The organism is Streptomyces sp. NPDC045287, assembly GCF_056432325.1.
This window is the reverse complement of record NZ_JBWKJG010000009.1, coordinates 202,353-215,962: the sequence shown is the minus strand read 5'-3', so window position 1 is coordinate 215,962 and position 13,610 is coordinate 202,353. Positions and strand designations below refer to the sequence as shown.

Here is a 13,610-nt window from a genome sequence, read left to right as displayed (position 1 = left end):
TTGGTCGTGCCGCCCTCGTGGGTCGGGTGGGCGCTCCTCCGGCCCCGGCGTCTCGCCCGGTCGGCGGTGCCGCCTTCGCGGGTCGGGCGCGAGGGGCTCACCGCCTCGGCGGTGGCCCGCTCCGCCGCCGGGCCGTGCCGCTCGGCGGCCGGGCGGGCCACCGCGCCCCCTGCGGACGCGGGCAGCGGGCCCGGTCCGGCCGAGCCCGGTCCGGTACGGCCTCCCGGCCGGTGGCCGGCCCCGCGCCGCCGCGGTGTCGTACGGGACGGTGGAACAGGCTCCGGGCGCGCGGCAGTTCGCCGTACAGCGCCTCGTGCGGCTTCGCCGCGCCCGGTCGGCGCACCAGGCCCGCCGACCGGTCGGCCCCGTCCCCTCGGCGAGGGGCGCAGGAGGGCCGCCCACCCGGGAACGCGCACGGCGGCACTCCCGCCCGGTGGGAGCCCTCGGCGGTGACCGCCCGGCAGGGGGCCGCCCGGGCGGTTCGAGGGCGTCGGCGCGCGAGCGCCGGTGGACGACCGGCGGGCGGACGGCCGGCGTCCGGCCGGTGGCGCGCGGCGGGGGCACGCGGACACGGGGACGTGGCACGGCCCCTCACGGCCGGCGGACCCGCCGCCGCTGCCGCCGCGCCGGATCCGGCGGCTCACCCCACGGCGGCCAACTCCCGCACCGCGTCCGCCCGCGCCGCCCGGCGGCGCGCCGCCGCCAGCGCCTCCTCCGACAGCACGAGCGCGGGCACGAGCACCCCGCAGTCCCGGCACACCGGCCCGCACGCCTCGTCCAGACCGTTCCACCGCCACGCGAACCGGTCCCCGCCGCACACCGGGCAGTGCTCGCCCGGCCCCGCCTCCAGGGCGGCGATCAGCCGCCGCAGCGCGTCGCCCAGCGGCAGGTCCGGGTGCACCGCCGGGTCGACGCACCGCGCCACGCCGTTGCCGCCCCAGGTGCGCCGGTGCCAGTCGTCGATCGGGCCCGGGGTGCGCAGCCCCAGGTACTTCTCCCTGCGGCGCCGCTCGGCGAACCGCCGCTCGTAGGCGAGCCACACGGCCCGCGCCTCCTCCACCTCGTCGAGCGCGGCCACCAGCCGCGCCGGATCGAGGTCCCGGTCCTCGTGCCCGAACCCGTGCCGCCGGCACAGGTGGTCCCAGGTCGCCCGGTGCCCGTACGGCGCGAACCGCTCCAGGCACTTGCGCAGCGAGTAGCGCCGCAGCGCCACGTCGCATCCCGGATCACGGACCTGTCTGGCGAGACTTCGGAAACCGGCCATCGTTCCGCCACCTCCGTCGCTGGTACTTCGGCGTCGTTGAAGAGACGTACGGGTGCCCCTTCCGGCTCCATCGAAAATCGAATGGACCCCACCACCACGACATCCCCCCACACGTACGGGAGGGCGCGCAGCGGTGCCCGGTGCGGCGGCGGGGACCTGACGGCCCCTCACTCCCCGGCCGGGCGCCCGCGCCCCCGGTTCAGCGGTACAGCAGGTACTCCCCGCGCACCGCCCGGAACGCCGCGAGGTCCCGCTCCCACGCGGCGGCCACCTCGTCCGGCCCGGCGCCCGCGTCGATCAGGGTCCGTACGGTCGCCGAACCCGTCAGCTTGTCGATCCAGCGGTCGGCGCGCCAGGCGAACCCGCTCCACGTCCGCTTCGCCGTCACCAGCAGCCCGACGCCGGTCCGCACGGGGTCGAACGCCTCCCGGTCGTGGACGTGGAGTTGCACCCCACCGACCGTCCTGCCCTGGAACTTGGAGAACACCGGCGCGAAGTACGCCTCCCGGAACGCCACTCCGGGCAGCTCCAGCGCGTTCGCCGCCTCGGCCCACCGCCGGTCCACGCCCTCGGCGCCCAGCAGTTCGAACGGTCGGGTCGTGCCGCGCCCCTCCGACAGGTTCGTCCCCTCGAACAGGCAGGTCCCGCCGTACACCAGCGCCGTGTCCGGCGTCGGCATGTTCGGGCTCGGCGGCACCCACGGCAGCCCCGTCGCGTCGAAGAGGTCCCGCCGCCGCCAGCCCGCCATCCGCACCGTCTCCAGGCGCACCGGGCGGGCCAGGAACTCCCCGTTGAACAACCGTGCCAGCTCGGCCACGGTCATCCCGTGCACCTGCGCGATCGGCTCGCGCCCCACGAACGTGGCGTACGCCCGGTCCAGCACCGGTCCCAGCGCGGCCCGCCCGCCGACCGGGTTCGGCCGGTCCAGCACGACGAATCGTTTCCCCGCCAACTCGGCCGCGACCATGCAGTCGTACATGGTCCAGATGTACGTGTAGAAGCGCGCCCCCGCGTCCTGGATGTCAAACACCACCGTGTCCACCCCGGACGCGGTGAACACGTCCGCGAGGGCCTGCCCGCTCCGGCCGTACGTGTCGTACACCGGCAGCCCCGTGGCCGGGTCGTCGTACCGGCCCTCCGAGCCGCCCGCCTGCGCGGTTCCCCGGAAGCCGTGCTCGGGCCCGAACACCGCCACCAGCCGCACCCGGTCGTCGGCGTGCATCACGTCCACGACGTGCCGCACGTCGGCGGTGACCCCCGTCGGGTTGGTCACCACGCCGACCCGCTGCCCGGCGAGCACCGCGTACCCGTCCGCGGCCAGCCGGTCGAAGCCGGTCCGCACCCGCCGTCCCCGCCGGGCATCCCCGGCCGCCCCGCCCGGGGCCGCCGCTCCGCCCGGGGCCCCCGGGGTCGCCGGGAGGCCCGCCGCCCCGGCGGCCCCCGTGGCGCCCACCGTCCCCACCGCACCGCCCGCCGCCGCCAGCAGACCCCGTCTGGACACACCCATGGGCCACCTCCGTGATCGTTCCGTCACGCTCCGGCATGAGAGCTCGCAGGCTAGCGCGGCACCCCTTCCCGGTGGACATACCGACCGGTTAGTCTGCACCGCGGCGGCCGGTCCCCACGCCCCCGCCCGTCCGGTGGAAGCGCAACAAACACGAAAAGCGCGACGAACACGGCCAGTACGGCGAACGCAGCGAACGCGATGAACGCGACGAAAAGGGGTTCACGATGAGCACGGTCCAGGGCGCGCACGTGGTCGTCACGGGAGCGGGCGGCGGCATCGGCGCCGCCCTCGCGCGCAGGTTCGCCGCCGAGGGCGCCCGCGTCGTCGTCAACGACCTCGACCCGGCCCGCGCGAAGGCCGTCGCCGACGAGATCGGCGCCACCGCCGTCCCCGGCGACGCCTCCGCCGTCGTGGAGGAGGCCCGCGACGCCCTCGGCGGCACCGTCGACGTCTACTGCGCCAACGCCGGCCTCGCCTCGCCCGGGGACGCCTTCGCCGACGAGGAGGTCTGGGCCGCCGCCTGGGACGTCAACGTCATGGCGCACGTCCGCGCCGCCCGCGCCCTGCTGCCCGGCTGGCTGGAGCGGGGCGCCGGCCGGTTCGTCTCCACCGTCTCGGCGGCGGGCCTGCTCACCATGGTCGGCGCCGCCCCGTACAGCGTGACCAAGCACGGCGCGTACGCCTTCGCGGAGTGGCTGTCCCTCACCTACCGGCACCGCGGGATCAAGGTCCACGCCATCTGCCCGCAGGGCGTGCGCACCGACATGCTCACCGCCGCCGGATCGGCCGGAGAACTGGTCCTCGCCCCCACCGCCATCGAACCCGAGGACGTCGCGGACGCGCTGTTCGCGGGGATGGCACAGGACCGGTTCCTGATCCTCCCGCACCCCGAGGTGGCGGACTTCTACCGGGTTCGCGCCGCCGAGCCGGAGCGCTGGCTGGGCGGCATGAACCGGATCCAGCGCACCTGGGAGGCGACCGGGCGGTGATCCCGACGCCGACCAATGGGAAGATCGGTCGACGACCAGGTGACCGGAACGACAACGAGGAGAGGTGGCGGCGCATGGCCAGGACGACGGACGGGAGCGGCACCACACCCGTCCCCCGCAGGCTGCTGGCCGCCGCCACCCGCCTCTTCGCCGAGCAGGGCTACGACCGGACCTCCGTCCAGGAGATCGTCGAGGCGGCCGGGGTCACCAAGGGCGCCCTCTACCACTACTTCGGGTCCAAGGAGGACCTGCTGCACGAGGTGTACGCGCGCGTGCTGCGCCTCCAGCAGGAGCGGCTGGACGCCTTCGCGGACGCCGACGCGCCGGTCGAGCGGCGGCTGCGGGACGCCGCCGCCGACGTCGTCGTCACCACCATCGAGAACCTCGACGACGCGTCGATCTTCTTCCGCTCCATGCACCACCTGAGCCCGGAGAAGAACAAGCAGGTCCGCGCCGAGCGGCGGCGCTACCACGAGCGCTTCCGCGCCCTCGTCGAGGAGGGCCAGCGCTCCGGCGTGTTCTCCACGGCCACCCCGGCCGACCTGGTCGTCGACTACCACTTCGGCTCGGTGCACCACCTGTCGACCTGGTACCGCCCGAACGGGCCGCTCGGCCCGCGGGAGGTCGCCGACCACCTCGCCGACCTCCTGCTGCGGGCCCTGCGCCCGTAGGGCACCGGGGCCGGCCGCCCGGGCCGGCCCCGGACCCCTCAGGCGTACCGCTTCAGCTCGCGCCGGGCGAGCGACCGCTGGTGCACCTCGTCCGGCCCGTCCGCCAGCCGCAGCGTCCGCGCCGCCGCCCACAGCTCCGCCAGCGGGAAGTCCTGGCTCACGCCGCCCGCCCCGTGCAGCTGCACCGCCCGGTCGATGATGTCCACGACCGTGCGCGGCGTGGCGATCTTGATGGCCTGGATCTCCGTGTGGGCGCCCCGGTTGCCGACCGTGTCCATCAGCCACGCCGTCTTCAGCACCAGCAGCCGCAACTGCTCCACGGCGACCCGGGCGTCCGCGATCCACGCGCGCACCTGCCCCTGCGCGGCCAGCGGCTTCCCGAACGCCGTACGGGACACGGCCCGCCGGCACATCAGCTCGATCGCCCGCTCCGCCATGCCGATCAGCCGCATGCAGTGGTGGATCCGGCCCGGACCGAGCCGCGCCTGCGCGATGGCGAACCCGCCGCCCTCCTCGCCGACGAGGTTCGCGACCGGCACGCGCGCGCGGTCGAAGACGATCTCGGCGTGCCCGCCGTGGTGGTGGTCCTCGTACCCGTACACCCGCATCGCGCGCCGCACCTCGACGCCGGGGGTGTCGCGGGGGACCAGCACCATGGACTGCTGGCGGCGGACGTCGGCGCCGTCCGGGTCGGTCTTGCCCATCACGATGAAGATCCGGCAGTCCGGGTTCATCGCCCCGGAGATGTACCACTTGCGGCCCGTGATGACGTACTCGTCGCCGTCCCGCTCGATCCGCGTCTCGACGTTCGTCGCGTCGGACGAGGCGACCTCCGGCTCCGTCATCGCGAACGCGGACCGGATCTCCCCGGCCAGCAGCGGCTCCAGCCACCGCTCGCGCTGCTCGGGGGTGCCGAACTGGGCGAGGACCTCCATGTTCCCCGTGTCGGGCGCCGCGCAGTTCAGCGCGGTCGGCGCCAACTGCGGCGACCGGCCGGTGATCTCGGCGAGCGGCGCGTACTGGAGGTTGGTGAGCCCCGCGCCGTACTCCTCGTCGGGCAGGAACAGGTTCCACAGCCCCCGCCGCCGCGCCTCCGTCTTCAGCTCCTCCACCACGGGCGGGGTGTCCCACGGGGAGTCCAGCTTCGCCCGCTGCTCCTCGGCGACCGTCTCGGCCGGGTACACGTGCGCGTCCATGAAGTCCAGCAGCCGCTCCCGCAGCTCCTCGGTGCGCGCGTCCATCGCGAAGTCCATGGGTCAGCCCTCCTGAAGGGTGGTGAGGCCGTGCTCGATGAAGAGGGGGACCAGCTCCCCGATCCGGTCGAAGCCCGCGCCCACGGTCTGGCCGAGCGTGTACCGGTAGTGGATGCCCTCGAGGATCACGGCGAGCTTGAACCAGGCGAACGCCGTGTACCAGGCGAGGCGCGACACGTCCCGCCCCGACCGGGCGGCGTACCGCTCGACCAGCTCGCGCGCGGCGGGGTGCCCGGGGGCCGTCGCGGTGGTGCTGATGACGGCCCCCGGCACGTCCAGCGGCGTGCTGTACATGACGAGCAGCCCGAGGTCGGTGAGCGGGTCGCCGAGGGTCGACATCTCCCAGTCGAGGACGGCGGTGATCCGGTCGTCGTCGCCGATGAGGACGTTGTCGAGGCGGAAGTCGCCGTGGACGACGGTGGCGGCGGGGGAGTCGGGCAGGTCGCGCCCGAGGGCGGTGTGCAGCTCGTCGATCCCGGCCAGCTCGCGGCCGCGCGAGGCGGCGAGCTGCTTGCCCCAGCGGCGCAGCTGCCGGTCCAGGAAGCCCTCCGGGCGCCCGAAGTCCCCGAGGCCCACGCCCTGCGGGTCCACCGCGTGCAGCTCGACCAGCGTGTCGACCAGGCCCAGCACGGCGGCCCGGGTGCGCTCGGCGCCCAGCGGGGCGAGCTGCCCGGCGGTCCGGTACGGGGTGCCCGGCACGAAGTCCATCACGTAGAACGGCGCCCCGAGCACCGACTCGTCCTCGCACAGCAGGACCGGCCGGGGCACCGGCACGGCGGTCGGGTGCAGGGCGCTCAGGACGCGGTGCTCGCGCTTCATGTCGTGCGCGGTGGCCAGGACGTGGCCCAGCGGCGGGCGGCGGACGACCCACCGGCGGGTGCCGTCCGTGACGGCGTACGTCAGGTTGGAGCGGCCGCCCTCGATCAGCCGGGCGTCGAGCGGCCCGCTCACCAGGCCGGGCAGCTCGCGGTCCAGCAGCCCGCGCAACCGCTCGGGGTCGAGACCTGGCGGCGGGGCAGAGCTCATGGTGCGCACCTTTCGGAAGCGGGGTCCGGGTTACCCGGGCATCATGACCGACCAGTCGGTATGTCGTCCACCCCCGTGGGCGCGGCGGGTCGCCGGACCCGCCCACCGGCTGCGGGTCGCCGGGGCCGGGTGCCGGCTGAGGGGTGCCGGACTCGCCCACCGGCTGCCGGCTGAGGTCCGCCGGGGCCGGGTGCCGGCTGAGGGGTGCCGGACTCGCCCACCGGCTGCCGGCTGAGGTCCGCCGGGGCCGGGTGCCGGCTGAGGGGTGCCGGACTCGCCCACCGGCTGCCGGCTGAGGTCCGCCGGGGCCGGGTGCCGTCAGGCGTGGCAGGCCACCGGCCGACCGCCGTTCATCGCGGCCATGTCCCCGAACACCGCCGCCACGTCCAGCGGCGACCCCTCCGGCAGCCCCTCCAGCTCCGCGTACGCGCGGTGGACGTTGGCCACCAGCCGCTCCGCCTCGCGCAGCTCCCCGAACTCCCCCAGGTCCGCCCGGCGCGCCACCTCCAGCGGCGTCAGCCCCCTGGCGCGGCCGTCCTCGGCCAGTTCGGCCACGAACCGCAGGTACGCCTCCGTCGCGTCGTACACGGACGGGTCCGCGATCGGCCCGTGCCCGGGGACGACCGTCTCCGCCCCCAGCGACCGCAGCAGCTCGACGGCGCGCAGCGACCCGCGCAGCGACCCGGTCGCCAGGAACGGCGTCCCGCCGTGGAAGACCAGGTCCCCGGTGAAGACGACCCCCCGCTCCGGCAGGTGCACGATCGTGTCGCCCGCGGTGTGGGCCACGCCCGGGTGGACCAGCCGCACCTCCGTGTCCGCCGCGTACAGGGTCATCCGGTCGGCGTACGTCACCGAGGGCGGGGTGACGCGGATGTCGCCGAAGTCGGTCCGCGGCCAGATCAGGTGGAGCTGCCGCCCCGCCGCCAGCACCTCGCGGCGGCACGCCTCGTGCCCGACGACGGCCGCCCCGGGCAGGAACACGGAGTTGCCGTACGTGTGGTCCCCGTGGTGGTGGGTGTTGACGACCGTGTCCGGCGGGGCGGCGCCGTGGGCGAGGAGCGCGTCGCGCAGGGCCAGCGCCCGGCGTTCGGTCGCCGCGGTGTCGATCAGGACGCTCCGTGCGCCGTCGCCGACCCACCCGGCGTTGTTCAGGCACCACCCGCCGTCCGGCTGGACGTAGGCGTGCACGTCAGGTGCGAGCTGGACGGTGTACGGGTCGGTTGCGGGCACCGCTGTCCCCCCGAGTCGTGGCCGAACTGGACAGGCAGAGCCTGCCAGTCCGGGACGGCGGGGAACAGGGTGGGGTCACCCGCGGGCGCGCGGCGCCGGCGCTCCGGTCAGTGGTCGTCCCAGTGCCCGTCGTGGGCGGCGTGCCGGTGTCCGTCGTGCACGTAGTCCAGGTGGTCCCCGTGCGCGACCGCCGGGTGGCCGCACGTGTCGCCGTGCTCGTGGGCGTGGCCGCTGTGGGCGATGTGCTCGCCCGGCTCGCACTCGTCCCAGTGCCCGGAGTGCTCGCGGTGCAGGTGCCCGTCGTGGGCGTAGTCGACGTGGTCGCCGTGGACCACGGACTGGTGGCCGCAGGAAGGGCCGTGTGCGTGGGAGTGCGCCTGGTGTTCCTGATGCAGGACCGTCATGGCGGGACCTCGGTGCGGAGGGTCGTTGACACTCCCAGGTTATCCCTGTTTGCCTGAATGATCCGCTTGGAGGAAGGTCGTTCCATGAAGGCGATCAGCTACCGCCGCTACGGCGGACCCGAGGTCCTGGAGTACGGCGACCGGCCCGTCCCGAAGGTGGGCCCCGACAAGGTCCTGGTCAAGGTGCGGGCGGCGGCCGTCAACCCGGTCGACTGGAAGTGCCAGGCCGGCTACCTCGACACGATCCTGGACGCCTTCTTCCCGGTCGTCCCCGGCTGGGACGTCTCCGGCGTGGTCGTCCAGCCCGGCGTCTCCGTCCCCGAGTTCGGCGTCGGCGACGAGGTGATGGGGTACGTCCGGGAGGACGCCCTGTGCCACGGCACCTTCGCCGAGTACGTCGCCGCGCCCGTCCGCACCCTCGCCCGCAAGCCGCGCACCCTGGGGTTCGAGGAGGCGGCCGCGCTGCCCCTCGCCGGTCTCACCGCGTACCAGGCGCTCCACCGGGCGCTGCGGGTGCGGAACGGGGAGACCCTGCTCGTCCACGCGGCGGCCGGCAGCGTCGGCTCGCTCGCCGTGCAGATCGCCCGCCACCTCGGCGCCCGTGTGCTGGGCGGGGTCCGGGAGAGCGGTGCCGACCGCGTGCGGGAGCTGGGCGGCGAACCGGTCGTGTACGGCGACGGGTTCGCGGGCCGGGTGCGCGACCTCGCCCCGCACGGCGTGGACGCGGTCTTCGACACGCTCGGCGGCGAGCCGCTGAGGACCTCCCCGGAGGTGCTGGCCCCCGAGGGCCGCCTCGCCTCCATCGCGGACGGCGAGGTGGTCGGCCTGGGCGGACTGTACTTCTGGGTGCGCCCGGACGCCGACGACCTGACGGCGCTCGCCGACCTGGCCGAGGGGGGCGTGCTGACGGTGCGGGTGGCCCGGACGTACCCGCTCGGGGAGGCGGCGGAGGCACAGCGCGCGGCGATGGCGGGCGGCCTCGGCGGCAAGGTCGTCGTGACGGTCGGCGAGGACTGACCGGGCACCGCCGTGCGCCGTGCGCCGTGTGCCTGCGCAGCCCGCCGTACGCCAGGAGTCACCCCCCGGCCCAGCCCCCACGGTCCGCTGTCCGCCGTACACCCCGCGCCCACGCCGCCCGCTGCCCGCTGCCCGCCGTACGTTGCTCCCGGCCCGGCCCCCCCAGGCCCGGTCCCCAGGCCCGGTCCCCGGTCCCGGCTCCCAGACCCCCGCCCCGGCTCCCAGGCCCCGTTCCCGTCCGCCCGCGTCAGAGCACCACCGCCACCGCGAACCCGGCCAGCGCGACCGTGCAGACCGCCGCCGCCACGGCGGCGGGCACCCCCAGCGTGCGCGGCCGTCCCCGCCCCAGCGCGGCGATCCGCCGCTGCGCCACCACCAGGAACGCCACCCACACCAGCAGCGACAGCCCCGCCCCCAGCACCCCGGCCGCCGCCACGTCACCGCCGTGCACGGCCTGCCGCGCGGCCAGCACGGCCGCGACGGTGCACGCCAGCGTCGTGCGCCGCCACGCCAGCCGCGTCCGCTCCGGTTGCAGGCCGGGGTCGCGCGGATCCTCCCTCACCCCGTCCACCCGAACAGCACCGCCAGCACCATCGCGAGCGCCACCAGCCCCACCGCCAGGCCCAGCAGCGTCGGGAACCGGCTCACCGGCAGGTCCTCCCCGCGCCGCATCGCCCGCTCGCACCGCACCCAGTGGTTGACCGCCCGCAGCGCGCACAGCGCCCCCGCGCCCAGCAGCACCAGCGCCATCCCGACCCGCACCCCCCACCGCAGGTCCGGCAGGAACTGGTCCACGGCGAACCCGCCGCCCACCAGGGCGAGCCCGGTCCGCAGCCACGCGAGGAACGTCCGCTCGTTGGCGAGCGAGAACCGGTAGTCCGGCGTCTCGCCCTCCTCCCGCACCCGCCGCGGCGAGAACCACAGCCGCGCACTCCGCCCGAAGCCGTCCACCGCGGCGCCCTAACCGCGCGCCGCGCGCAGCCGCTCCCACGCCGCGAGGCCGTCCGGCACCCACGCCCACTCGCCCAGCCGCCGCTCCAGCTCCGCCTCCGTCAGGAACGCGTGCCAGGCGACCTCCTCCACCTGGGGCGACACCGGCAGCTCGCACCGCACCTCGTACACCCGCGACCACCACGAGCCGCGCCCGCCCGGCCCGTCGTCGTACAGGAAGGACAGGAGGGGCACCGGTCGGGGCAGGCCGCGCACGCCCAGCTCCTCCTCGGCCTCCCGCAGCGCCGCCGCGTCGTACGACTCGCCCGCGCCGACGACACCGCCGACGAACATGTCGTACAGCGAGGGGAAGAGCAGCTTCGACGCGGTGCGGCGGTGCACGAAGATCCGGTCGGCGGCGTCCCGCACGAGGACGAACGCGCAGCGGTGGCGCAGCCCCCGGGCGTACACCTCGCCGCGCGGGAGCCGTCCGACCACCTCGTCCCGCTCGTCGACGACGTCCAGGAGCTCCTCGGCGGGGGATGCGTTCACGTTCCGTCCTCATCGGTCGTTCGGTTTTCTCGCGGTCCACGCGGGGTTGACGCGGTTACCGCAGCGTACGGAAGATCGGACGATCCGATCATCCCAGGAAGGGCGGACGTCCATGGCCTACGACGCTGACGTGATCGTGATCGGCGCGGGTCTCGCCGGACTGGCCGCCACCGCCGAACTCGTCGACGCGGGACGCAGCGTCATCCTCCTCGACCAGGAGCCGGAGCGGTCCATCGGCGGGCAGGCCCACTGGTCCTTCGGCGGGCTGTTCCTCGTCGACTCGCCCGAGCAGCGCCGCCTGCGCGTCCGCGACAGCCACGACCTGGCCCTCCAGGACTGGCTCGGCACGGCCGGCTTCGACCGGCCCGAGGACCGCTGGCCGCGCCGCTGGGCCGAGGCGTACGTGGACTTCGCGGCCGGGGAGAAGCGCTCCTGGCTGCACCGGCAGGGCGTCCGCTTCTTCCCCGTCGTGGGCTGGGCCGAACGGGGCGGCTACGGCGCCACCGGGCACGGCAACTCCGTCCCGCGCTTCCACATCACCTGGGGTACGGGGCCCGGTCTCGTCGCCCCGTTCGAGCGCCGCGTCCGCGCGGGCATCGCCCGGGGCCTCGTCCGGGCGGCGTTCCGCCACCGCGTCACCGGTCTCGGCCGCACCGGCGGCGCCGTCGACACGGTCAGCGGCGAGATCCTGGAGCCGTCCGGCGCCCCGCGGGGCACGGCCAGCAGCCGCGAGGTCGCCGGCGCCTTCGAGTACCGCGCCCAGGCGGTCGTCATCGCCTCCGGCGGCATCGGCGGCAACCACGACCTGGTCCGCGCCCAGTGGCCGGAGCGGCTGGGCACCCCGCCGAAGCGGATGCTGTCCGGCGTCCCCGCGCACGTGGACGGGCTGATGCTGGGCATCGCCGAGGCGGCCGGCGCCCACCACGTCAACCGCGACCGCATGTGGCACTACACGGAGGGCATCGAGAACTGGAGCCCGATCTGGGCCCGCCACGGCATCCGCATACTCCCCGGCCCGTCGTCCCTCTGGCTGGACGCCCTCGGCCGCCGCCTGCCCGTCCCCCTCTTCCCCGGCTTCGACACGCTCGGCACGCTGGAGCACATCATGAGGACGGGCCACGAGCACACGTGGTTCATCCTCGACCAGAGGATCATCGGCAGGGAGTTCGCCCTCTCCGGCAGCGAGCAGAACCCCGACCTCACCGGCAGGTCCGTCCGCGACGTCATCGGACGCGCCCGCGCCGACGTGCCCGCGCCGGTCCGGGCGTTCATGGAGAAGGGCGTCGACTTCGTCGTGGAGCGCGACCTGTCCGCCCTGGTCCGGGGCATGAACGCGCTCACCGGGGAGGCGCTGGTCGACGAGGCCGCGCTGCGCCGGGAGATCGTCGCCCGCGACCGGGAGATCGCCAACCCCTTCACCAAGGACCTCCAGGTCACCGCCATCCGCGGCGCCCGCAGGTACCTCGGCGACCGGCTGATCCGCACGGCGGCCCCGCACCGCCTCCTCGATCCGAAGGCCGGCCCGCTCATCGCCGTACGGCTCGGCATCCTCACCCGCAAGTCGCTGGGCGGCCTGGAGACGGACCTGTCGTCACGGGTCCTCACCCCTGCGGGGGAGCCGCTGCCCGGTGTCTACGCGGCGGGCGAGGCGGCCGGCTTCGGCGGGGGCGGCGTCCACGGCTACCGCGCCCTGGAGGGCACGTTCCTCGGCGGCTGCCTCTTCTCCGGCCGCACGGCGGGCCGGGCGGCGGCGCGGGCCGTGGCCTGACCCCGTCCCGCCGACGGGTCGGGCGCGCCGGGCCGGGCGCGGAGAGCGCCGTCCCGCCCCGGCCCCGCCGCCCCTGACCTACGCCCCGTCCGGGACCGGCGTCCCCTGGTGGTAGTACAGCCGCCACGGCGCGCCCGCGCCGTCCGCCGCCCGCCGCCAGAGCGAGGAGCGGCGCGCCCGCCGGCCGTCGGCGACCGTCTCGTACGTCAGGTGCACCAGGTCCGGCGCGAGCGGCACCCCCGCCATGCGGGAGACCTCGTAGTGGGGCCCCTCCGCGTCCCCGGCCGTCCCGGGCAGCCCGGCGAGCATCTCGTCCCGCGTCCAGCGCCGTCCCGACGCGCCGACCTCGGTGAACTCCGGGTCCAGCAGCCGCGCCGCCTCGTCCCGCGACGCCCGTACGTCCGGCTCCAGCAGCCGCAGCTCGCCCGCGACCGCTGCGGCGACCGGGTCGAGCACCTCCACCACGCGGAACCGTTCCGCCACCACCCGGGTCGTGTCGTCCACCGTGAAGTCCGGGTCGCCTAGCGCGGCCCGCACGGCGCCGCCGTTCCAGAACCGCTCGTGCGCGGCCCGCCACCGGGCCACCGACCGGTGGCCCTCGCCCTCGTCGACGGCGTGCCGGAGGTCGACCTCGCCGAGCGGCAGCACCCGGGCCTCCGTCACCTCCACCACCGCGACCGGCCGGCCCGCCGAGTCGATCAGCGCAGCCCGCGCACCGGGCACGGGCAGGGGCTCCCCCTCCGCCTCGTACTCCGCGAGCAGTCCGGTCGTCGCCGTCTTCGCCCCGGTCAGGACGGCGGCGACGAGCCGGTCGCGCAGCGGGCCGGGGAAGGCGAGTGCGTACGGGGGCAGGTCCTCGTGGTCGCTCATGCGCCGTAGCGTCACACGGAGGCGGGCCGGGGGGGGCCCCCAATATGGGGCGCCCCCCCCCCCCCCCCCCCCCGCCCCCCCCCCCCCGCAACACCCCCGCGACCCCACCCACCCCCCCCCTAACCCCCG

At 75.8% G+C, this 13,610-nt stretch carries 14 protein-coding genes; 4 read left to right on the top strand and 10 right to left on the bottom strand.

Translation table 11 applies throughout. From position 1 onward, the window contains the following. Positions 1-640: 640 nt before the first annotated feature. Positions 641-1,264, bottom strand: a complete 624-nt coding sequence (locus tag AC07D6_RS17610; protein WP_315881540.1) for a hypothetical protein — start codon at positions 1,262-1,264, stop codon at positions 641-643. A 199-nt stretch (positions 1,265-1,463) separates the two neighbouring features. Further along, complete coding sequence (locus tag AC07D6_RS17605; protein ID WP_479045217.1) at positions 1,464-2,771, bottom strand: exo-beta-N-acetylmuramidase NamZ family protein; 1,308 nt, start codon at positions 2,769-2,771, stop codon at positions 1,464-1,466. A 224-nt stretch (positions 2,772-2,995) separates the two neighbouring features. On the opposite strand from AC07D6_RS17605, the gene AC07D6_RS17600 reads away from it, so the two are divergent. After that, entirely contained in the window at positions 2,996-3,760 is a 765-nt protein-coding gene (locus AC07D6_RS17600; RefSeq protein ID WP_315881538.1) for an SDR family oxidoreductase, read from the top strand. A gap of 74 nt (positions 3,761-3,834) precedes the next feature. After that, a complete protein-coding gene (locus AC07D6_RS17595; RefSeq protein WP_315881537.1) occupies positions 3,835-4,431 on the top strand; it encodes a TetR/AcrR family transcriptional regulator in 597 nt (198 codons plus the stop codon). 38 nt (positions 4,432-4,469) lie between these two features. Here the strand turns inward: AC07D6_RS17595 and AC07D6_RS17590 are convergent, their stop codons facing one another. The 4 genes from AC07D6_RS17590 to AC07D6_RS17575 all read right to left on the bottom strand — a co-directional run bounded on the left by AC07D6_RS17590 (position 4,470) and on the right by AC07D6_RS17575 (position 8,344). Further along, on the bottom strand, positions 4,470-5,684 hold the full coding sequence (locus tag AC07D6_RS17590; protein ID WP_479045215.1) for an acyl-CoA dehydrogenase family protein: 1,215 nt from the start codon (positions 5,682-5,684) through the stop codon (positions 4,470-4,472). Positions 5,685-5,687: 3 nt separating this feature from the next. Further along, complete coding sequence (locus AC07D6_RS17585; RefSeq protein ID WP_479045213.1) at positions 5,688-6,710, bottom strand: phosphotransferase family protein; 1,023 nt, start codon at positions 6,708-6,710, stop codon at positions 5,688-5,690. Between the two features lie 318 nt (positions 6,711-7,028). Continuing rightward, complete coding sequence (locus AC07D6_RS17580; protein ID WP_315881534.1) at positions 7,029-7,940, bottom strand: MBL fold metallo-hydrolase; 912 nt, start codon at positions 7,938-7,940, stop codon at positions 7,029-7,031. Between the two features lie 107 nt (positions 7,941-8,047). Further along, entirely contained in the window at positions 8,048-8,344 is a 297-nt protein-coding gene (locus tag AC07D6_RS17575) for a hypothetical protein (protein WP_315881533.1), read from the bottom strand. Positions 8,345-8,428: 84 nt separating this feature from the next. Here AC07D6_RS17575 and AC07D6_RS17570 point away from each other — a divergent pair, with 84 nt between their 5' ends. Continuing rightward, on the top strand, positions 8,429-9,361 hold the full coding sequence (locus AC07D6_RS17570; RefSeq protein ID WP_315881532.1) for an NADP-dependent oxidoreductase: 933 nt from the start codon (positions 8,429-8,431) through the stop codon (positions 9,359-9,361). Between the two features lie 247 nt (positions 9,362-9,608). On the opposite strand, the gene AC07D6_RS17565 is transcribed toward AC07D6_RS17570, so the two are convergent. From AC07D6_RS17565 to AC07D6_RS17555, 3 genes are read right to left on the bottom strand one after another with little or no spacing between them, the layout of a single operon-like run. Then, positions 9,609-9,923, bottom strand: coding sequence for a DUF202 domain-containing protein (locus AC07D6_RS17565; protein WP_315881531.1), 315 nt, complete (start codon positions 9,921-9,923; stop codon positions 9,609-9,611). Continuing rightward, positions 9,920-10,312 (bottom strand): YidH family protein, encoded by a 393-nt coding sequence (locus AC07D6_RS17560; protein WP_315881530.1) that lies wholly within the window; start codon positions 10,310-10,312, stop codon positions 9,920-9,922. The genes AC07D6_RS17565 and AC07D6_RS17560 overlap by 4 nt, the downstream gene beginning before the upstream one ends. Before the next feature lie 9 nt (positions 10,313-10,321). Further along, a complete protein-coding gene (locus AC07D6_RS17555) occupies positions 10,322-10,843 on the bottom strand; it encodes an NUDIX domain-containing protein (RefSeq protein ID WP_479045210.1) in 522 nt (173 codons plus the stop codon). Between the two features lie 112 nt (positions 10,844-10,955). On the opposite strand from AC07D6_RS17555, the gene AC07D6_RS17550 reads away from it, so the two are divergent. After that, the gene (locus tag AC07D6_RS17550) at positions 10,956-12,611 is read left to right on the top strand and encodes an FAD-binding dehydrogenase (RefSeq protein WP_315881528.1); all 1,656 of its coding nucleotides are present in this window, start codon (positions 10,956-10,958) and stop codon (positions 12,609-12,611) included. 78 nt (positions 12,612-12,689) lie between these two features. Here AC07D6_RS17550 and AC07D6_RS17545 read toward each other — a convergent pair whose 3' ends face one another. Next, positions 12,690-13,481, bottom strand: coding sequence for an ASCH domain-containing protein (locus tag AC07D6_RS17545; protein ID WP_391654535.1), 792 nt, complete (start codon positions 13,479-13,481; stop codon positions 12,690-12,692). Positions 13,482-13,610 lie beyond the last annotated feature (129 nt).